General features: G+C 59.3%; 12 protein-coding genes. 2 read left to right on the forward strand and 10 right to left on the reverse strand.

The genetic code is table 11. The features are described from left to right. The first annotated feature begins 362 nt into the window (after positions 1 to 362). Positions 363 to 1,601 carry a hypothetical protein gene (locus ASE69_RS09585; protein WP_156362272.1) on the forward strand — a complete coding sequence of 413 codons (1,239 nt, stop codon included), beginning with the start codon at positions 363 to 365 and terminating at the stop codon, positions 1,599 to 1,601. Between the two features lie 843 nt (positions 1,602 to 2,444). Here the strand turns inward: ASE69_RS09585 and ASE69_RS09590 are convergent. The 10 genes from ASE69_RS09590 to ASE69_RS09635 all read right to left on the reverse strand — a co-directional run bounded on the left by ASE69_RS09590 (position 2,445) and on the right by ASE69_RS09635 (position 19,661). After that, on the reverse strand, positions 2,445 to 4,169 hold the full coding sequence (locus tag ASE69_RS09590; protein WP_056485657.1) for a glycoside hydrolase 43 family protein: 1,725 nt from the start codon (positions 4,167 to 4,169) through the stop codon (positions 2,445 to 2,447). 162 nt (positions 4,170 to 4,331) lie between these two features. Then, positions 4,332 to 7,523, reverse strand: a complete 3,192-nt coding sequence (locus ASE69_RS09595) for a TonB-dependent receptor (protein ID WP_082453040.1) — start codon at positions 7,521 to 7,523, stop codon at positions 4,332 to 4,334. Positions 7,524 to 7,611: 88 nt separating this feature from the next. Beyond that, complete coding sequence (locus tag ASE69_RS09600) at positions 7,612 to 8,622, reverse strand: FecR family protein (protein WP_056485659.1); 1,011 nt, start codon at positions 8,620 to 8,622, stop codon at positions 7,612 to 7,614. After that, positions 8,619 to 9,149: an RNA polymerase sigma factor gene (locus tag ASE69_RS21345; RefSeq protein WP_082453041.1), complete on the reverse strand. Its 531-nt coding sequence runs from the start codon at positions 9,147 to 9,149 to the stop codon at positions 8,619 to 8,621. The genes ASE69_RS09600 and ASE69_RS21345 overlap by 4 nt, the downstream gene beginning before the upstream one ends. Before the next feature lie 540 nt (positions 9,150 to 9,689). Then, positions 9,690 to 11,297: a glycoside hydrolase family 32 protein gene (locus ASE69_RS21350; protein WP_162236874.1), complete on the reverse strand. Its 1,608-nt coding sequence runs from the start codon at positions 11,295 to 11,297 to the stop codon at positions 9,690 to 9,692. Between the two features lie 196 nt (positions 11,298 to 11,493). Continuing rightward, complete coding sequence (locus ASE69_RS09615) at positions 11,494 to 14,388, reverse strand: TonB-dependent receptor (protein WP_056485668.1); 2,895 nt, start codon at positions 14,386 to 14,388, stop codon at positions 11,494 to 11,496. A gap of 116 nt (positions 14,389 to 14,504) precedes the next feature. Continuing rightward, the gene (locus ASE69_RS09620; protein WP_056485670.1) at positions 14,505 to 16,019 is read right to left on the reverse strand and encodes a glycoside hydrolase family 32 protein; all 1,515 of its coding nucleotides are present in this window, start codon (positions 16,017 to 16,019) and stop codon (positions 14,505 to 14,507) included. Beyond that, positions 16,016 to 17,392, reverse strand: coding sequence for a sugar porter family MFS transporter (locus ASE69_RS09625; RefSeq protein WP_268795492.1), 1,377 nt, complete (start codon positions 17,390 to 17,392; stop codon positions 16,016 to 16,018). Before ASE69_RS09625 ends, ASE69_RS09620 begins: the two co-directional genes overlap by 4 nt. Further along, positions 17,385 to 18,347: an ROK family protein gene (locus ASE69_RS09630; RefSeq protein ID WP_056485676.1), complete on the reverse strand. Its 963-nt coding sequence runs from the start codon at positions 18,345 to 18,347 to the stop codon at positions 17,385 to 17,387. Before ASE69_RS09630 ends, ASE69_RS09625 begins: the two co-directional genes overlap by 8 nt. Positions 18,348 to 18,536: 189 nt before the next feature. Then, the gene (locus ASE69_RS09635) at positions 18,537 to 19,661 is read right to left on the reverse strand and encodes an ROK family transcriptional regulator (RefSeq protein ID WP_235518412.1); all 1,125 of its coding nucleotides are present in this window, start codon (positions 19,659 to 19,661) and stop codon (positions 18,537 to 18,539) included. 476 nt (positions 19,662 to 20,137) lie between these two features. On the opposite strand from ASE69_RS09635, the gene ASE69_RS23445 reads away from it, so the two are divergent. After that, on the forward strand, positions 20,138 to 20,674 hold the full coding sequence (locus ASE69_RS23445) for a DnaJ domain-containing protein (protein ID WP_082453043.1): 537 nt from the start codon (positions 20,138 to 20,140) through the stop codon (positions 20,672 to 20,674). Positions 20,675 to 21,077 lie beyond the last annotated feature (403 nt).

Here is a 21,077-nt window from a genome sequence, read left to right on the forward strand (position 1 = left end):
GCCGTGGGAATGGAAAGCTCGACAACAGCGCCCCGAAGCCATCGCGCAAGCCGCGTAGCATCAGTCGCGCCAAACTAGAGGGCGCTCACCGAATGCATACGGAAAGCCAAACCCGCAGGCGTCCGTCAGCGCGATTGAGGCGGCGAGGTTCCGACCCGCGTTCCTTTTGAGAAGGCGTTGACCTTTCCGCGAATCTTATTTTTGCAAGAGGAGCGGCCGATGCCATCGGCTCATTGCATAGCTAAAAATGCCGTATTATCAGAGCAATACGGTCGGTTCAAAATTGAAGCCGCCGACATTGAGGATGCTGAATGTCAGGACGACTTTCCCCCGATTTTATGGTCATGCGCGCTTCTATTATAATGAGCTTGATCCTGTGTGCCCATGCCGCGAACGCTGCGCCACAGGCTTCGCAGCCGACATTTATGGAGCGCCTGACATCGGCGGAGCAGCCGCTGCAAGTGACAGGGACCGCGCTGAGTGGTCCCGGTGAAGCGGTGTTGAGCAGTGCCGTCAACAAGGCTCGGTACGTTCTTATCGGCGAGGACCATCTGTCGAGGGAGATACCGCGGTTTACGACCGCACTCTGCCAGATGATGGCACCGCAAGGCTTGCAAGCACTTGCTGTCGAGATCGGTCCCGAGGCGGCGCGGATCGTCAACGATAATCTTCGCCGCCCCGATCGGATTGATCGCCTATCGCGCTATATGGCTGCGCATCCCGATGCGATAGCGTTCCAGAACGGCCGTGATGAAAGCGACATGGCCGCTGCATGCGCTAGGTCAGCCGGTCCGGCGTTTTCGGTTTGGGGGCTCGACCAAGAGTTTTTCGGAGCGGCAGGTAGTCTGTTCGAGGCAATGATTGCGGCCAAGCCGGGGCCGATTGCGAAGGCCGCAATCGAGGGGTTGATGGCTCAAGATCGCGTCGACACCGCCGCGGCGCTGGTATCGGGCTCACCCAATCAGCTTTTGATTTACAGTATGACGGACGCGCAAGTCGCACAAACGCGCGCCGCGATCGTGCAGGACGGTGGTCCTCGCGTCCGGCAGTTGTTCGATGGACTAGCCGAAACCCGCGCTATATTTCTTGCGTCGGCAACTGGCGAGGGAGACCCGAACGGACAGCGTGCGCGTCTGATGAAACGGACGCTTGCCGGATATTTTGCTGCCAAACCGACGAACACCGGCCGCATCCTTTTCAAGTTCGGCGACAATCACATGGGCAAGGGCTTTAGCGCTCTTGGGCAACGGGATCTGGGCAACTTCGTAGCGGAAAGAGCGGAAGGCGAAGGGACCGCATCGCTTCACATGGTGGTTTTGGGCGGCAGAGGTGTCCACGCCTTTTACAACGGTGTCGGCCGACAAGCGCGACAAGAGCCCTTCGTCATGAGCGATGACAAGGACTATGCGTGGGCAGGTGATGTGCTGGCGTCACGTCCAAAATCAGCCTCAGCGGAAGATTGGCTGGTCGTGGATTTGCGTAAGCTGCGCGATGGCCCGTCAGGCGACATGACTGTGCAGTGGCGTGAGCTCATCCGACGGTACGATATCGTTGTTATGGCTCCGGGACTGACGCCATCCGTGCTGGTCGGCACCCGCTGACCAACATGCGATCAATGAATCAACTAATTCTCAGGAGGCCAACCCTTTCGGGATAGGCCGCAGCATCAGGAGACGTCCGCTAACGCCGTCACCCGCCCCACTAACGGACGGGCCGCTTTCCTTCCCAACCCGGACATTCCCGAAATTCGATCCTTTTCGAGAAATTCGGCGTGCCGTCAGGCAGGGGGGAGTGCGTGCCGTTTGAGCCCCGCCCCGACATGAACGAAGGGCCGAAGTTGGGGAGCAGAGATTACCCCGTGAACGTCCACAACTGGGTCAGACCGCCCCCGGTCGCCAAGCGGAGATCATCGGTATAAAGCAAGCCGCGACCACGGCAAAAGGACACTATCGTCATTATCGAGCGCCTTACACCCGACGCTTATGGCCTCCTTATTCTAGCACCTGAGATTGCACTTGGCAGTGGCTGGCTCGGCGGCGACAGGGTCGTAGGTCGCGCAGCCATCCGTGATCTGTTGAAGAAGGCCGCTCGTTTCAACGAAGACGAACGGCAGAGACTAACTATCCATTTGCCCAGCAATGCGCTCACGTTCCGGTTGAATGAGGTCGAACGATACTACGGAGCGTTACACTACTCGTGATGGCAGCTGAATGAATGCCCGCTGTCTAATAGCATTTTTAGGGAGCTGAGTGGCCGGCATCGGGTTCTCCGCTCGTTGTTCACCGCCAAGAAAACTCCTTAGTTTCGAGCGTATCGTAAGTCGTCTCTTCGCGACACTTGTTAGCTGAGTTGTTGGTCGAGCACCGAGGTAACATTAGCAAGGAAGTCGGCAGAGCCCCTAGCCAGGTAGCTCCAGGAGAATGCTAGCCCTAAGCCAATAAGGTTTATGGCCGAGTCTCGTTGGTGAAATCGTCAAAGTCCGCGTAACCGACAGTCGGGGCAACAAACGCCGGTGTGCCCGAGGTTGCACGCGCAAACACCCCAACTTGCGCCCCAACCCAGCCTCCTTGACGGACCTCAAAGGCCTCTCCAATCTGTTTGAAGCGTTCCCCGTCTACGCTGAAACTAGCGATGACCTTCGCCCTGAGATCACTGCGCATACTCGGCCAGCCTTGATTTGATTGAGGCTCGACGGGGGCTTCTCGGGGGATAACCGAAAGGCGCAGCCATACCGGCCCTGGGCGTGCGGGGATTGCCGCAATCTCGCGTTCGACGCCACCGGTCATGATTCGATTGTTCGCGACCTGCACTATGCGTAAACCGGCTTCAATGTTCTTGACGCCGACCCAACCGTAATCTTGTCCCAGTAGAACGAGACCGGCGGCTTCACCAATGTTCTTCGGCGAGAACACCAGCTTTGTCGTCGTGATGAAGGACATTGCAGGCAGCTTCTGACTAAGGACGTTGCCGGTTTCATACAGATTGCTGGTGCTCGACACCGACTTCAACCTTAACGAGCCGGGGTTATCAATCAGGCTGGCCCAATCGACCCGTGGGTTAGCGTTCCACTGCCAGGCCAACGACAAGCCGTGATCGAAGTCATCGCGGCTGTTCAATGGGGTTGCCGGTTGTGAGGGAAGTGCCGGTTTGCGATATTGAACCACGGGCTCGCCGCGCCCGTCGCCGTCGGGATCAATACCGATCACCGGCCAGCCATTCTTCAGCCACTTCATCGGTTGCAGCAACACCTGTCGCCCGAATGCGTCCCGATCCTGAAAGTGAATGAACCAGTCCTCGCCTTGCGCTGTGTTTACCCATGCGCCTTGATGCGGCCCATTAATCGGCGTTCTGCCCTGATCGAGGACGTTCCGTCCTTCGTAGGGCCCAGTGATCGAGCGCGCTCGGAACACGCCCTGCCAACCCTGTTTGACGCCGCCTGCTGGCACGAAGATGTAGTACCAACCATTCCTTTTGTAGAGCTTCGGCCCCTCGATCACCGACCATGCACGCGGACCGATGCTCGTAGCGACGGGAGGCAGGCTGGCACCATCGATAAGGATCTTGCCCCGACCCGAAGGTTCTGCAACGGCTCCATCGCGATTGAGTCTCTTCAGCGTGACGAGATTGTTGATCCCTGCGCGGCTCTTCGCCCACCCGACGACGAGCCAGCCCGTACCGTCCTCATCCCAGAACGGCGCCGGGTCGATCATGCCCTGCCCCTTCCAAGCCAGGACCGGATCGCTCCATGGCCCATGTGGGTCGGTCGCGGTCACCAGAAAAATTCCCTGGTCTGGATCGGGATAGTAGATCACGAACTTGCCGTCATGGTGGCGAATGGAGGGAGCGAATACACCTCCAGTCCGACGAGGCGTTGCAAAGTGAGCCGTTGGCGTGATGGCTTTCAACGCGTGGCCGATCAACGACCAGTTTACCAAGTCGCGCGAGTGAAGAACTGGCAATCCTGGCACATTCGAGAACGAGGATGACGTCATATAGTAGTCGTCACCTACGCGCGTGACGTCTGGATCGGAGTAATCTCCATGCAGGACCGGGTTCGTATAATTCCTTTCCAGTACGGCGACGCCCACATGCTTTTGAGCTGATGCGATGGCGCCTGAGACGCTGATTGCTGCCGCCGCGATCTTCAACGCCGTCTTGAAGGTGCACATGCGCGTTTGACCCCATGAAAGAACAGTAGAGGCCAGCCTTGGCCGCTTAGGAAGATGATCTTTTGGCAATCGCCGGCAACGGGTTACCGTGCCCGACGGCCTCACCTCTCCCTTAATGGAGAGGCGAGGTGTCACCGCAGCCGGGAATGGAGCAGCTACGATCTAGAAGTTGGCTCTTATGCCAACGAGCGCTGATCGGCCCGGGTAGAAGACGGTATAAGCCGCATTGTCGTAGCCGAACGTCGTCCGGATCGGCTCGTTCGTAATGTTAAGCACGTCTAGCGTCAGTCTGAGACGACGGTCGAACAGCGGTAACTGATACCCGGCGGAAAGGTCGAGCTGGCCGCGCCCATCGGCCCGTAGCGGAACGGCGATGTTGTTCTGTGGGCCATTGGCGGCGATCACCTCTCCCTGCCACACATAGTTGAGGCTGAAAGACACATCGGAGTTCTCGTAGAATCCCTGAAGGTTGTACTGCCATTTCGGCACGCCGGGCGCGACGAGACCCGAAGAAGATGATTGGGTGATGTGCGTGCCGTTGGCGTTGAAGCCGAGTCCCTTTACCACGAAGTCGAGCGGTTGCGACCAGGTCGCCTCCACGCCTTTGATAATCAGACTCTGCAGATTCACTGGGCGGTTCACCGTTATGGGAACATCGTTGATGCTGACACCAGCCAAGCGGGCGCGGTCGTTCAATGCCTGCTGCTGGGTGGATACGAGTGACGTAGCCGGAATGTTCAGGCTCCCGAAGGAAACCTGCTCCTGCTGGGTGACCGTAAACCCGCTGATACCCTTTCTGAACAGGGAGACGCCGACATATCCGCTTCCCCCGGTGTAGAACTCGCCTCCGACATCGATGTTGTCCGACGTGTATGGCTCCAGCCCCGGGTTCCCCGCACTAGCGACCTGGGCCGAAGGATCCGAGAATGTGAGACCCGGAAGAACACTGCCCACGTCAGGCCTCGTGATCGTCTTGGACGCAGCGAACCTCAGCTTCAGATTATGAAGGAGATCATAGCTGAAATTCACCGACGGCAGGAACTGTTCGTATGACGACTTGCCGGTAACGTCGACGATGGTCGTGCCGACCTGGCTCGGGCCGACGACGAGCTGGTCCGTCCAGACGTAGCGCACGCCCGCGTTGGCTCGTAGTTCGCGGCCGAACAGTTGTGATGTCCCGTTTATCTCGAAATACCCGCCATATACCTTCTCGTTGAGGTCGCCCGTCGCGCCGCCCGTGACCGAGCCGCGCGTTTCGGGCGCGTTGTCCCGATATTGTGCGTAGTTCGTGGCCTGAGCCAACTTGTCGAGATCCGGTATGATGAAGCTCGTGATCCCGAAGCGCCTACGCGACAGATGACCGAAGTTGTCGATGCCCAACCTGTTCAGGTACTGCGGTATCGACGCAGTAGGTACGCTCCCGGCATTTCCGGTGCACGGGTCGCCACAAACCGATGCCTGGTACGCGTTCGTATTATCGAAGGCTCGAATGCTGCGGTTGGCTTCATCGTAGGCTGCACCGACTTTGAGCGTCAGTGCGTCATCGCCAAAGGCGAAATCCAGATGCGCGCCCTTGGTCTCGGTCGACCGTCGAACGTTCTGGACGTTCGTGCGGTACCATTGCCAACCAAGGTTAGGGTCGCCAAGATCCACGTTTGACGAGACGATGGGCTGGGCCCCCTTCGCCGAATTGTCGTAGTCGACGACGATGCCCGAGTTAGGCGTGGTCTGGAAACCGAATGTCGGCTGCTCGCGGACGAAGTTGCTCTTGCTGTAGTTTCCGCTGAGGTCGATTTTGATCTTGTCCGTCGGCCGCCATGTGGCACTCGGATTGACGTTCCAGAAGTCGACGTCCTGATTGAAATAGCTGTTGGCGGAGAAGAACGACGAGTTGGCAAACACACCCGAGGTTACGATGTTGTTCTCGTCGACCTTGAGGTCGAACGGCACCATACCCCCGGTGGATTGTGGTGACGTGCCCGGTCCGGAATTGCGGACCTGCCAGAACATGTTCGTGCGGAAGTAGTTGCGCTTGGACTTGGCGTACATGACGTCCGCCGCAAAATGAAGCCGGTCGGTCGGCCGCCATTCGACGGATCCAAGCACGGAAATGCGCTTTCGCGTTCCGTCGGTGAGAACCGGGCTGCTAAGCCGCGGCAGAAGCGCCTTCGAGAGAGCCGAAAGGCTCAGCCCCGAAGTTGCAGCCAGATCGAGAGGCTGTCCGGCTACCAGCCCATGTCCGACGTTCGCAGGAGCGACGCTGGCATAGGAGAAGTTGTTGCTCTCAGGCGGCGACAGGTTGCAGCCCGGACCGCACGGCAGGTTCGCATCCGTGAAGCCGGTCGTGTCGTAGCTGTCGACCCGAACCCGCTGACTGACGCCTGCGACGCCGACCAGGATGCCCAGGGTGTCGCCGAAGGTGTGACTTGCGACTAGCGCGCCTCGCGGGCCGATCCGCCCATTCGACTCGGTCCAGTTCGCCTGGCCGACAACCGTGACATGTGTGCCGGGCTTGTCGAACGGGCGTGCATTGCGAAGATTGACGGTGCCCGCGATGCCACCCTCGAGGGTGGAGGCGGTCGCCGACTTCGCGACGTCGAGTCGGGTGAACAGTTCCGAGGGGAAGAAGTCGAGGTCGACGGCACGGTTGCCGCCACCGTTGCCGTTCGTACCGCCATCGGATGCCACTTCGAACTGTGCTCCGTTCAAGAGGACCTTCGAAAAGCTCGGGCCAAGGCCACGGATAGCGATCTGGGTTCCTTCGCCGGTAATGTCCCGGGTCAGGCGAACTCCCGGAATACGGTTCAACGTCTCTGCAAGATTCGTGGCAGGTAGCTTCCCGATGTCTTCGGCAAAGATGGAGTCGCCGAATGCGACTGAGTTCCGCTTCGCATTCGTCGCGCTGGCAAGCGACCTGCGGATGCCCGTAACGACGATTTCCTCGGCAGGCTGCTCCGGCTCGGTGGCGGGACCGGCGATCGGTTCATTCTGCACGGGCGCAGTCTGCTGCTGAACAGCGACCGCCGCAGTTCGCATGTAGCCGCCGATCACGAAACCGCCGCCTGCGCCGTTGCGCGCGGCAAGACCGGAGCCGCGGAGCAGCTGCCGGAGCGCCTGCTCGCTCGTCATGCTCCCCCGCACCGGATTGGCTCGCCGCCCTGCCACGATCTGCGGCGTGAAGACGACCTGTTCGCTTGCCTGACGTCCCAGCCGGGTCAGTGCCTGTCCGAGATCCTGTGCGGGTACGTCGAAGTTGGTCACCCTTTGCGCCTGACCGGCCGCCGGCAGCGCGTTGCAGACAATCATGGCCGTACCGCCCAAGGCGACGCCCCGCAGCGTGCGATGAATGTTCATGTCCTATCCCCTCCACGGCGATCTCTGACGATCGCTTCGATGTTCAAGGACGCAGCGGTTTCAAAAACCCATACATTAATCCGACATTTTATTTTCGACGCTCGATGATCAGATCGTCGCGCACGTTTCGACCGGTGACCGGCAGAACCTGGGCGATCGACGTCACGAAGCTCTCTGGCGAGCCTGTCCGGTATATACCGCTCAACCGCAGTCTACCAATGGAGGGATCGCCCAAGCGAAGTGACCGTGCGGATGTCCGGTTAAGCTGTTCCACCGCCTTGGCGAGAGTGGTGTCATTGAATTCGATCAAGCCCCTGCGCCACAGTAACGCCGCGTCCGCATCGGTGATGGTCACACGGACGTCTCCGTTATTGCTCGCGACGAGTTCCTGCCCCGGTGTCAGAATTACCGCCGGTGATCTGACCCCGACCTTGGCGTGGACGGCCACGCTGCCTTCGACGAGAACCACCCTGACAGCAGCAGGAGAAACGTTCACGTCGAAGACCGTCCCAAGCGCCGTGACCGAGCTGGTGCCCGAGCGAACGACGAACGGTCTGCTCTTGTCCTTCGCCACTTCGAACAGCGCCTGGCCTCGGCTGAGCTTCACATTCCGGCCTGTCCGCCCGAACGTGACGATCATCGCGGTATCGCTATCGAGGCTAACGAGGGTTCCGTCCGTGAGGGTCGCCGTGGCCCGTTCTCCGCGCTGCGTCTCGTACCGGCTCGCCAAACCGGGTCGTTCAGTCTCTCTTTCTGACGAGCTGCCGAACCGCGCCACGCCAACGAGTCCCGCCGAGACGGCGAAAAGAGCGATCGCCGCCGCCATCGGTCGAAACCAGAGACGGGGCTCACGCTCGGCACCACGCGCCGTCGCTCGCATCGCTTCCAGGTGGGGATCCTCGACCTCGTCGAACAGGTCCCAGAGCTCGTTCGTGGCCTGCCACGCGGCCCGATGCGCGGGCGTTTCGGCGAGCCATCGTTCGAACGCTGCGTTCTCTTGCGCGGTCATGTCACTGCGGTCATGCCTCACGCGCCAGTACGCGGCCGCTTCGTCGTCCGCGATCGGCGCTTCCTGAGACCCCGCGTCCTTCTTCCTCATAAGCCACCCAGCCGCTGAGTAAGGAAGGCGACGGCGCGCTGCATGTGCTTCTCGACTGCACTCACCGATATGCCGAACTGAGACGCTATGTCGTTGTAGCGCATGCCTTCTAATCGCCTGAGTACGAATATGTGCCGGGTTCGCTCCGGCAGCTCCAAGAGCGCAGCGCCAACCCGACTCAAACGTTCCTTACCGTCAAAGACGCGGTCCGGTGCGAAATCCTCACCCGCGTAACGTTCGTTGTCGAATATATCGTGCGCGTCGGCGGCTCGAACATGCCGTCTTCGCGCACGATCCTGGAGCACGCTCGCGGCCGTCTCGAATATGTATCCGCTCAGGTTCGTCACGTCTCCAAGCCCGCCTCGACGCGTCAGTCGTACAAACACATCCTGCACAAGGTCCTCGGCCTCGGCACGATCTCGGACGCGTCGAATGAAATACCGCTGGAGCGAAGTTCGAAAGCGCTCGACATCGGCAAGTTCTAAAGCGCCTTGAGACGGCGCCGCGTCTGACAGCGGTTTGGTCATACTCGCCAGTTTCTGGAGGGAAGAGGCACGTTTAAAGCGCGATCAATTATTGTGGGTGCCGGAGCAATCAAATTATCATGCCAAACCGATGGCCATGACAATTAAATTTGTATGGACGTCCGTCGTGTCGTTCTACCGGACGCCGCACCTCTCGGTGCTGGTTGCTTCATGGGTCGGCGTTCTCGTGACCAGCCAAAACGTTCTCGAGTTCAGCAATGAACGGGCCACGTCAAAGTGCTGCGCTCCAATAACCAATCGTGGCCCATTACCTTTAGGTTCGGCATGGCTCCACCTCCTCAAAAGTTGGAGCCTCCGGCAAACCCGGGGCGGTTCAGCGACTGGCCCTGCGGGTGCGGCGACACCTCCCGTCATCTGACAGCGTGGCTGAATTAAATCACTCAAACCAAAGTTGGAGCGATATGAACGGATGGCCGAAGTTAGGAAACGGGCAGGGCAGTCTGAATGTCTGCAAGTGGGTCCAGCCGGACATGGATTAAAGGCGCCAAACCGAATTCGCTGCAAGCGCGAGTTCAAAACGCGCTAATTCATAGGCGTTATTGAAACACCCGATACCTTCAATCTAGCGTTGCTTACGCTCAGGTTAAGCAGCTTGGCCTCAAGAGGCGCCGTTATGAGTTCAGAAATTGTTGCTTTTCCGCTGCCGAGAAAAAGCTCAACCGATCCTGAATCAATGAATAGGCTTAAGTTTATCGAGCCCGTCGTGAAATCGCACGCGACACTACGTTGCTGCCGCCAAGCGTCAACATTCGGTACGTTGGGGCCGCTCTTTTCTCGGTGAAGGGAGACCGTATTGGTATGCGCAGTGAATAGAACTCGGGTTTCAAAATCATCATCCTTGCGAACCAATAAGATGATGTCGTCGGGCCAAATGGCCCCAATCCGGCTGAACGTCAGATCAATACGGCAGGCGGCCGCTTCTGCACCTGCCGGCCATACGTAATCCCTCCCTTTTGTAATCGTTTGATCCTGTCCGGCAATGGCGGGAGCAAAGACCTCATTCTGGGCAGCGAGCGGTGTGCTGAGCAGGCGTGGTACGTTCGCTACACGCTGAAGTCTTAGCTGGCGAACAAGGCTGAGTTGTCCGCGGTAATCTTGGGTGACAGGAATTTTGTTCACATAATCCCAGTTGCTCATCCAGGCTATCGAGTACGCCGACGCAAGCGGATCGGCCGCGGCTGGGTCGGTCCAGACTACAGCGGCGTAGAAGTCCGCCCCTCCATCGATCCACTGCCCCTCCAAGGCGTCGGACGTGAACGTCATCCCATCAAAGTCGCCGACCCAATAATAGCCGCCTACGGTGAAGCCGAGCTTGGTACCATTGCCGCCAACCAGCAATACCCATCTATCTGCCGACGTCGCGCCGTTAGCCTCGTACATATGCAGCTTGAAGAGGTGTGAGCATTCCATAACGCGGCCGACGATCGTCGAGGCGAAGCCACTGGCATATGTCCACTGCTTGAGATTGGTGGACGTGTAGATCCCGATCTTACCCTCCTCGGAGAGGGTCATAACCCAACGGTTCGTGGGCGCATGCCAGAACACGGTAGGATCGCGAAAATCCTTGCGACCTCCCGGATTAGCCAGAACGATGTCATGGAACGCAAAGTTCGCTCCGTCGTCATGTGAGTACCACAATGCACAGGATTGGCCGGTGCCCGGCACCGGCATCGTTACGAGAGTTACGAGCGCTCCTGCGCCGAAACCGGCGGTATTTGCTGTATCAACAACGGTACTGCCGCTCCATACGTCTCCAAAGCGGTTGGTGTTTCGCGGGATCGCAATGCCACGGTCTTCCCATGTTACAAGATCCTTCGACGTCCAACGTCGCCAATTTGTGCCACCGGTAGGGTAGGTGGGATTGTACAACGCCCAAAGCGTCCAGGTATCGCCGATCTTCAGCGGGCGTTGCGGATCGTTGATCCAGCCGCCTGCCGGGGCAGTGATGTGATAGCGAGGCCGGCCGTTTTCTGCCTGAGGCACGGTGACTGAAGGTGACGGAGGAATGGAGACCGAGCCGTCCGTCAAGGTCGTTGCTCCGGCCAGTGTTCGGCCACACCCAGCCATCATCGGAAAGCCGACGATGAGCCCAAGCGTCGTGCGCCGGGTGTAGACGGTTTCACGTGGCATTGCCTTGGCTCCTATCAGGATATCTGTGGCAGACGGGTCCCGGCCTCCCGCACCCGAGCGGAATGGCATTTCGTTACACGGGACTCAGGGATCCTACGCTGCGCAGGTAGGTCAGAGTTCGAAGGCGTTGACCCGCGGTCAACTTGGTCCAAGTCCCTGCGCAGTGCCGTGTTGCCACACTGCGCAGGTCAGAGCGTTACATCTTGAATCGCAGGCCTAGGCTCATGTATCGACCTTCGATCCGGAGATCGCGACCAAAATACTGCGTCTCATTGTAGTAACGGTAGTTCTTGAACGGCTGCGCCAGGATGTTGCTAACGTTGGCGACAAGCGAGATGTTCTTGTAAGGTTCGAAGCTCGCGGAGAAGTCCAGTCGTGATACCGGACGTACGAGTTCGCCCGCATATTGCGTTTCATTGATGGTGCGGTTGTAGCTCGTGGTATACCCCGACCGCCAGTTGTACGATAGCCGGGCGGAAACCTTGCCCTTCTCGTAGAAGCCGGTGAGATTATAGGCCCATTTGGACAGACCAGTAATTCGCACTTGGCGATCACTTTCGCCGAGCGCCTGCGGCAGTTGGTTGGTGCCGTCGAGATAGGTGCCGTTCGCCTGCACGCCGAAGCCAGAGAGCAGGCCGGGAAGGAAGTCGAAGAACGTCTGCGCCGAAGCCTCAATACCCTTGATGCGTCCGTTACCGGCATTTTCAGGACGGTTCAGCTGAACGCGCCCGTAGATCGGGTCGTTCACGACCTGTGTATAGTTGCCGATGAACCCATTGAGATCGCGGTAGAACGCGGCGACAGATGCCGACCCGTTCTTGGAGAAGTACCACTCCAGAGTGGAATCATAGTTCTTTGACGTCAGCGGGCGCAGGTTCGGATTGCCGCCAGAGCCGGTTGCATCAAACTGCGGCGGCGAGCCATCCGGACCTGGGCTGTTGGCCGTGATGTTGAGCGAAGGGTTCAGCTGACCGAACCCCGGCCGGGTCCGCGTCTGCGTGTAGCCTAGACGAACCTGCCATTTCTGAGAGAAGCGAATGCGCGCGATGGCAGATGGCAAGACGTCGACGTAGTTCTGCTTGGTCGTCGTCGGGACGATACCAACGGTGCCATCGCTGCCCTGTACACGACTAAAACCGCGATACTCACCATCTGTGTTGACGATGCGAGCACCAGCAGTGCCGTCAACCTCGATACCGCCGAGGTCGAACGCGAACTTGCCCTGACCATAGAAGGCATAGCTAGCCTCGCTAGCGGTGAAGCCGCCCAGCGGATCGACAGGGATCTCGGCAGTTGCGTACTTTGCGACAGCGTCACGAATGCCGCCGTCGTTCGGGAACAGCACGGTCGCCTGCTGGACCGACTGATAGGCAAGCTGGCGCAGTGCCTCGCTGTTGGCGATGATCGCGTCACGATTTGGCGCAAGCCAGTTCTGAAAGCGCTGTGGATCGTTACGGAAGCCATCCGTAATCACTTCAAGCGCGCCGGTTGGAAGGCTCGCAAGCGGGATGTTGAGGCCGGCAGTGTAGGCGTAGCGAGTATTGTTCTGCGACGAGGCATTGCGATCACTGGCACGAACGCCGAACTGCAGATGCGGCAGGAAGCCCCAGTCGGTTTCGAGATCCAGATCAAGACGGCCTTGAAGCCCGTTGCCCTTGGCGACGAACTCGCGCTGATTGAAGCCGCGCCAGCGGGCGGTGTCGGGGTTGGTGATGTCGTAGCTGCCTAGATCGAAAACTGCCGATCCGCGTGCGTCCCAATCCACGTTGATAGTCGGTGCAGTCGCAAGCTGGGAGTCGACGGCAAGCTCCAGGGCTTTGTAGCGGCTGTTGGTGTAGGCGAAGTCGCCCGACAGCGTTGCGCGGCCGGTCGTCCATTTAAAGCCCAATGCGCCCTGATATGTATCAGTCCGATCATCCTGCGCTACCCGTGAAAACTCGGGAACGTAGCCGCCCGTCTTGGTGAAGCTTGCGGCCTTGTTCGGCTCGCCCGGTACCAGGACGACGTTGCTGAGCGTGGGCGCGACGCCGTTGGCATCACGCCGTTCAAAGTTCACGTTAAACGAGTCCCGCAACACATTACCGCGATACGCCTGCCACAAACCTTCTGCGTAGACCTCAAGATTGGCCGATGGGCGCCATTGGATCGTACCGTTGATGGCCGGCCGGTGACGAACGCCCTTCTCGTAGAAGTTGCCGGCGTTTGCCGGAAAGTTGAAATTGCCAACGCCAGGGGTCGTGACCGTCAGATCATCGGCCGGATCATCGACGCCAAAACCGCGCGGGGTGATAACCGCGGAGTCAGCATAGCGATCGGCGTTGCGATAGGTGGTGCGCGTGTAGCTCATATTCACCAAGGCGCCGATCTCGCCGATCGGTGTGTCCCAGCGCTTCGTCAGCAGGAGGTTACCTGACGGATCGAATGCTTTGGACTGATCATTGTACGATCCGCGGATTTCGCCGGCGATCTCGGTGTCTTTTACGTCGAATGGGCGACGCGAGCGCAGATTGACCAGCCCTGCCAGACCGGGTTCGATAAGATCCGGCGTCCCCGACTTGTAAACCTCAATGCCCGCGGCGACACCAGCCGGGAAATCCTGGAGATGCAAGACGCGGTCTTCGGCCGAGAAGAACTCGCGGCCGTTGAAGGTCGTTGCAACGTCCGGCAGGCCACGCACCAGAATGACGCCTGCTTCGTCGTTGTAACGCAGAACCGTAACGCCGACGATCCGCGAGATGGCTTCGGCAGCGTTGTTGTCCGGCAGTTTGCCGATGTCGTCAGATACGACCGCGTCGACGATTGACGACGAATTGCGCTTGAGTTCCTGCGCAGAACCAAGCGCTGCACGGTAACCAGTTACAACGATTTCGTTGTCTCCGCCCGCCTGCGCGTTCTCCGGCGCCGCGTCCGACTGCGCCTGCGCCGTACTGGTTGGCCCAGTGTTCGGCAGTGGATCGCCGGATGTTGGTGTTTGGGCCGCTCCGGTCTGGTTCGTAGCCGGCGACACATCAGCTTGCGCCCAAGCAGAAGAAGCAACAATCAATGGTAGAAGCGCAGTAGTCGTCAACAGGACGTGGAAAGACCTCGTCATAAAAGAATCCCCTCTTTATTACGTTATTCGTTTCAGGTTGTTGGTAGTCCGGGCCGCGAGGCCCGCTAGCTAGCTCGGGCCGGACATGCTTGCCGACCTTCGAACGGGACCCGTCGTCACTTCGCTGCGACCTTCACTGGGCCTGCGTTCATCGGCCATGCGGTGAGCTTCAGTTGCGCACTGCCGCCGCGCGAGGACGCGCTCCACCGCAGCGGGCCACTGCCACGGAAGAATCGATCGGTGATCGTCCGCTCGCCATCGTTGATGAAGACTTCGAGGATCGACTCGTCTGCCAGAATGCGCAGTTTCACGCGATGCGTCTTCAGATCGACGGGGGCGACGTGGCGGCTGGCAAAGCCGTCATGGAAATGCGGTCCAGAGCGCGTCCGATCCACGAAGACCTCGTTCACGGTCGGATTAACGCCGACGACGGTCTGATAGCCCTCGCCATCCGTGAGCGTGATCGCCACCTGCTCGGACGAAGCAGCGTCGATCGCGAACTCTAGATCCGCCGAGCCCCCCTGGATGGGAAGCGCGGTCGGGCTGTCGTTCAACGTCGAGGCGAATTCCTGTCGGGCGCCGTGCAGGGTTGCGACCTCGCGCACCGGCGTCTGCATGATCCGATACCCGTCGGGCGATTTGCGCAGCGTAACCTGGCGTGGGACGGTCATCAGCCCACGCGATGGCCAGGTCGGGATCGCCTCGGCATAGCGCCAGTCGTTCGCCCAGCCGATCCAGATGCGGCGTGGATCGTCCTTGGGCAGATCGTTCCACGACACAGCAGCGTAGAAGTCTGCACCATAGTCCATCCACTGCGCATCGCCGGGCCAGCCCCGAATTGGCGTGAATCGCGTCCCGTCGAAGTCGCCGACGAAATACTGACCACCCGAACCCCCACCAACGGCGTTGTCGCCGAGGTTGATGCCGAGCACCCAGCGCTTCTCGCCGGAAGCCCCGCCGTCGACCGGCAGCTCGAACAGATCCGGGCACTCCCAGTTCTTACCGCGACCGCCGGCGGGGCCGAAGCTGCTGGCGAACGTCCACTGCTTGAGGTTCGGCGAGGTGAAGATTACCGCGCGGTTCTCCAGCGCCATCACTGCAACCATCACCCAGCGCTTGGTGGCGGCATGCCAGAAGACCTTCGGATCGCGGAATTCGGGTGATCCGACGCTCAGCACCTCGCCGTGGACCGTCCATGTCCGACCGCGATCGTTGCTATAGGCGACGTACTGCGACTGGAGCTTCGCCTTGGGGTTGTGCCCGGTGTAGATCGCGATCATCGGCGGTTTGCCGTTGCGTCCGAAGCCGCTGGTATTGTTCCAGTCGATCACGGCGCTGCCGGAAAAGGCCATGACGTCGGCGGTCTCGGGAATCGCGATGGGCAGTTCCTGCCAATGCACGAGATCGCGGCTGACTGCGTGTCCCCAGTTCATATGGCCCCAGCGATCGCCGTGCGGGTTGTACTGGAAGAACAGATGATACTCGCCGTCATAGTAGACGAGCCCGTTGGGGTCGTTCATCCAGTTCTTGGCCGGGGCGAAATGATAGCTAGGCCGGGGATCGGGCCGCTGCGCCGACGCCGAGGTTGCCAGAGCGGCAGCTGCCGCCAGCAGCAGTGCAATCGTCTTCATGCTGCAGCTCCCCGCAAATCCATATCTTCCAAGGCGACACCGTTCGTCTCGGGCATCACTTTCCATGCCCAGACGAACTGGAGCAGCATCATCGCGCCGAAGAATGCGAACACCCAGCCCCCGACGGCGCTGGCGACCACCGGGAACAGCCAGGTGATGATTGCTGCCATGACCCAGTGCGTGGTCGAACCCAGCGCCTGACCTTTGCCGCGAACGGAGCTTGGGAAGACCTCGGAGATGAACACCCAGATCACCGCGCCCTGACTCACCGCGAACGCTGCGATGAAGGCAAGGAGCCCGACGAGGATCAGGGTGCCGTTCGGCGCGACGCGCTCGAGTTGCCAGCCGACTAGAAGCAAGGCGGCAGCACAGATGATCGACCCGACGAACAGTAGCGGCTTGCGACCAAAGCGGTCGATCAGGAACAGTGCCATCGCCGTAAACAGCAGGTTGGTACCGCCCACAGCAACCGACTGCAGCAATGCGCTGTCAGCACCGGCACCGGCCAATTCGAAGATGCGCGGTGCGTAGTAGAGCAGGGCGTTGATACCGGAGAGCTGGTTGAACATCGCAATCGCGATCGCGCAGGTGACCGGGAGAGTGTGCGACACCTGGAAAAGACGTGGAGCCCCCTTGGCAGCTTCGCGGGTGTCCGCGGCTTCGATGCGGAGCAGTTCGGCACCGGGGTCGCTGAATCCAAGGCGCGTCATCGCAGCAACGGCGCGTTCGCGGTGACCACGCACCGCCAGCCACCTTGGGCTTTCTGGAAGAAAGAACGTGACGATGAGGAATATGACGGACGGCACCCCGACGATGCCGAACATCCAGCGCCAAGCCGTCTCGGGCGGCAGGACCTGCGCTATGATGTAGTTGGAGAGGAACGCGATGAGGATGCCGAGTACGATGTTCAGTTGGTTCATCGCCACCAAACGACCGCGGAACCGCGCTGGCGACACCTCGGCAATGTAGATCGGTGTAACGACGGACGCGGCACCGATCGCCACACCGCCAAGGAAGCGGAATGCGATCAGCACGTACCAGTCGTGCGCCAGCGCAGTGCCGAGCGACGACACTACGTAGGCGATCGCCACCGAAAGCATGATAGCTTTGCGGCCATAACGATCAGCCGGCGCGCCTGCGACGAGCGAGCCCAAGACGGTACCAATCAAGGCTGAGGCGACGGTGAAGCCTAGCGATGCCTCGGTAAGCGCGAACTGGCTCTGCAGCGCATTGGTCGCACCCGAAATCACAGCGGTGTCGAAACCGAACAAGAGACCACCAAGCGCAGCGCCTGCCGCGCTCATGACGATTGCCGGAGTTGCCCGGGCGTCATCGGCAACACCCGTGGTGTCTGAACTAACAACACTATGCATTGACGGCTTCCGCTTCGATAAAGGTTGTGTCAGAGACAGCCCAGTGCATCGGCCACTGCCGGGTCGCTTTTCGATAAGCGAGCGCAAGAGCGCCTGTCAGACCTGCCGACGAACCTGCAGTTGGCGCAGCCACATAGTCGTCCATGTCGATTGCGCGCATGCTGGCATCGTAACCGGCCAGCTTCGCGGTCAGCGCCCTGCGCACACGATCATACATAGGCGGTTGCATGACGCCTCCTCCGATGATGATGCGGTCGGGCCGCACGGTATAGGTAAGTGTCGCACAAAGACCGGCGAGGTAGTCTGCCTCGATGTCCCATGCTGGATGACTGCTGGGCAACGTCTCTGCCGGAACGCCCCAACGGGCATGCATCGCAGGCCCTGAGGCCAGACCTTCAAGACAGTCGCCGTGGTAAGGACAGATTCCGGCAAACTGATCATCGCTAGGCGCGCGTGGCAGTTTGATATGACCTGCCTCGGGATGATTAGCGCCACCATGCGGAGCACCGTTAATCAGAACGCCAACTCCGATGCCTGTTCCAACCGTCACATAACAGAACGTATCGAGCCCTTGGCCGCTGCCAAACAGCCGCTCGCCAACTGCAGCACAATTCACGTCGGTATCGAGTGCTGTGGGCGCGGAGATAGTTTCGCGAAAATGCGCAAGAAGGTCGACGTTCTGCCAACCCGTTTTCGGCGTTGACGTGATGCATCCGTAATCGATTGCAATCGGATTCAAAGAAAGTGGCCCAAAACTGCCGATAGAGAACGCCGCAAGAGTGCCGTACTGCTCGCTCGCTTGAGCGAAGAAATCGCTGGCCGCGCCTAGCGTCTCTTTCGGCGTCGTGGTCGGGATGCGAGTCTGCATCAGCGTCGTGCCGTCACGATCGGAGATTGCGCAAAGAAATTTGGTGCCGCCAGCTTCGATTGCGCCGAGAATTAATGGCTCAACCATGAGCGCGATTCCGAAAATGGTCGCGGCACGACAATAACTTAGGGCGAACGAACACGAAATCTCTCTCCTGACACATGCCACGCCTTCGTGGTCAGGTACTAAATCTACTAGTGTGAGTTAGTCTGTCAAGCACAGTTAGAAATCCAGTTGGCATAGACTGTGATTTTTATTGTGGCCGTTTCGGGCTGATCAGCTTTTCTTGAACAGGCTAGCCAAATCTGGGGTGAAGCTCGCGTGGAGTGGCAGCAGAGCTGCACCCACGGCCGCAGCTACCTTGCCAAGGCCTCCTCGGCGGATCTCAGGTACAAAGAAATCCGGCGGTGAATTGGTTGAAAAGTGATCCTGCAATCCGGTGGCAATGGCATCGAGACACGTGGAAGAAAGGGCACCGTCAATGATGACGGCTTCGAGATCGAGAAGGCTGTTTGCGCTAGTCACTGCGAAGGCGAGTGCCTCAACACACCGACGCGTCCACTCGGAACGTTCCTCGGCAATGGCCTCCTGGTTAAGAGCGTAAAGCGATGCGTGGTGGATCAGATAGTCGCTCTTGCCGGCTGCGCAGACAGGCATTGAGGCGAGTGCTCCGGCATTGCCATGTCTGCCTTGATGTACCCGACCGCCCAAAACTAAACCTCCGCCGACGAAGGTGCCGATATTGACTGCCAGGAAGTCCTGAAGATCGATGCCTGCGCCGCATAGCAGTTGGGCCAGTGCAGCGGCATTACCGTCGTTTTCGAAGAGTGCAGGCCAGGCAAGTCCTGCTTGAAGGCGATCCGCCACATCAGCACGTCGCCACTCGTCCGCTTGGTCGATCGATATACCAAGCTCGTCACGCCATTCTCCGAGGAACCACGGCATTGCAATCCCAATGCCCATAAAGGCTTCGTTACTGAGCAGGTTCGTAGCTGCGAGATGTTCGTCAATGAACGCGTTGACGTGCCGAAGCACGGTATCGATAGATGGAAAGCTGTCGGCATGGCGACAGACGGCTTTGCGCTCTCCGTCGAAATCCAGAAGGGCGATCGTGGTATCCCCACGGCCAACCTCGACGCCAACTGTATATCCACGCTTGCCGTTGATACGATAGATGGTCGCAGGCTGGCCCATGCCGCCGGTGCGCTTACCTGCCTGGAACAGTAGACCTTCACCATCCAGCTCATCAACTATGCGTACGACTGCCTGTGGGGACAGGGTAGTCACGCGAGCGAGTTCAGCTTTCGACGCGCCGTTCATACGTCGCACGGCGGACAGGATCAGGCGCTCATTATACCGTCGCATCCCGCCCGCATTCGTGCCTCGCCGTATCGTATCCACGCCGTATCCTTTTCAAACGCGGCGTTTTGCAGAGGTACTTGCCACCGTCGGTTGCTCGTTAACCCGATCAGGCGTTTCGGCCTATGCCAAAGAGCGGCCGGTTAACAAGGTTAACCGAAGCCTGTCGTGATTACCGAGACAGGTCAGGAAAAGATCGTTTTCGGTGCGTCCTGCAAACCTGCTCGATCTTACGCGGTGTCGAGTATGGTCTCTTTCAGCTGGGCATGCGTGTGGCGCCCCGGCAAGGATATGAGTGAGTGTCTGAGGTTAGGAAACTCGGAAGGACGCTCGAACGCCGACTATGGGTCTGCGCCGGGGGCGTCTTGGTGTCGTCAAAACCACGAAGTTGCGGGTGGGAATGGTGGCAATCTGACTGTTGCGCCTAAGCCACCCTTTGGATTACCGAGAAAGCTAGGTTAATATCACGCCTCAGGCGGACTTTTCTTTTTCGCGTTTTAGCCGCAAGTAACAACTAGATGGCTCTCTCACGCGACTATTATTCTGTTCTAGGCGTGCCCTCGACGGCAAGTCGAGAAACTATCCACGCCGCGTGGAAAGCGCTGCTCCGTCAATATCACCCCGATGCCAATCATGGTGCGGATGTTTCTGCTCGTGCGAAAGAGATCAACGAGGCGTATTCCGTTTTGGGAAAGAAGGACGCACGCGCCGCCTATGATCGGTCGCAGATCAGGCCGTCTGCCCACCGAGCGACCGCGGACCGCCCGTTTCACCCTAGGAAAGCCGGCAGGCGCCCGATGCGACCTAGCCCGTCGATGCCGCCCAGCGGTAGCTTCTCGCAGCCGCTAGAGACCAACGAATGGCTGATGGGCCTTTTCCTGCTGATCCTCACCGCCGCACCGATCGCTACAATCCTGGTTCTGTGGAATGAGGAATCCGGATTGGCACCTGCGGTTCGACGTAGCGTCGCCGCTAATCCCGTGCCTGAGCCTCCTGTAAAAACCGTCCGCAGCTCATCGGGGACAAAACTCGGACTCGGACAGCCTGCTTCCTAAACTATCGCCCAGTCGGGACATTCGAGTTGGCAGGGTCAGGCGCCAAAAGCGGCCGTAACGCGGAGATGAACGAGCGGCCGAAGTTGGGAAGCTGGGAAAGGGGCGGGGACGTCTGATTATGGGTCGACATGGCTAATTTACGTTGTAGCCGACCGTTAGCGTTCTCGCCAACTATCAGCGGCGTTTCCAATGAAATCAGGCCGACGGGTTCGCGATCCAGTATTTTCGAAAATACTCGGTTGACGTCCCGAGGAGGCTCTCTTAGATACGTCGAACCGCAGCGAACTGCCTTAACGGCTACCGAGGCGGTCGCAAGAAAACCAGATGCTCCAAGCTTCTCGAAAGGGAGGTTATGCGAGTGTCGGTATTTTTGTCGGCTCTTTGACATTGTAGGTTAAGATGA

This window comes from Sphingomonas sp. Leaf208, assembly GCF_001421415.1.
Taxonomy (GTDB): Bacteria; Pseudomonadota; Alphaproteobacteria; order Sphingomonadales; family Sphingomonadaceae; genus Sphingomonas.

Excerpts from the sequence above, each read along its gene's own strand:
- ASE69_RS09585 (WP_156362272.1), top strand. The coding sequence starts at position 363 with ATGAGCTTGATCCTGTGTGCCCATGCCGCGAACGCTGCGCCACAGGCT.
- ASE69_RS09590 (WP_056485657.1), bottom strand. The coding sequence starts at position 4,169 with ATGTGCACCTTCAAGACGGCGTTGAAGATCGCGGCGGCAGCAATCAGC.
- ASE69_RS09595 (WP_082453040.1), bottom strand. The coding sequence starts at position 7,523 with ATGAACATTCATCGCACGCTGCGGGGCGTCGCCTTGGGCGGTACGGCC.
- ASE69_RS09600 (WP_056485659.1), bottom strand. The coding sequence starts at position 8,622 with ATGAGGAAGAAGGACGCGGGGTCTCAGGAAGCGCCGATCGCGGACGAC.
- ASE69_RS21345 (WP_082453041.1), bottom strand. The coding sequence starts at position 9,149 with ATGACCAAACCGCTGTCAGACGCGGCGCCGTCTCAAGGCGCTTTAGAA.
- ASE69_RS21350 (WP_162236874.1), bottom strand. The coding sequence starts at position 11,297 with ATGCCACGTGAAACCGTCTACACCCGGCGCACGACGCTTGGGCTCATC.
- ASE69_RS09615 (WP_056485668.1), bottom strand. The coding sequence starts at position 14,388 with ATGACGAGGTCTTTCCACGTCCTGTTGACGACTACTGCGCTTCTACCA.
- ASE69_RS09620 (WP_056485670.1), bottom strand. The coding sequence starts at position 16,019 with ATGAAGACGATTGCACTGCTGCTGGCGGCAGCTGCCGCTCTGGCAACC.
- ASE69_RS09625 (WP_268795492.1), bottom strand. The coding sequence starts at position 17,392 with ATGCATAGTGTTGTTAGTTCAGACACCACGGGTGTTGCCGATGACGCC.
- ASE69_RS09630 (WP_056485676.1), bottom strand. The coding sequence starts at position 18,347 with ATGGTTGAGCCATTAATTCTCGGCGCAATCGAAGCTGGCGGCACCAAA.
- ASE69_RS23445 (WP_082453043.1), top strand. The coding sequence starts at position 20,138 with ATGGCTCTCTCACGCGACTATTATTCTGTTCTAGGCGTGCCCTCGACG.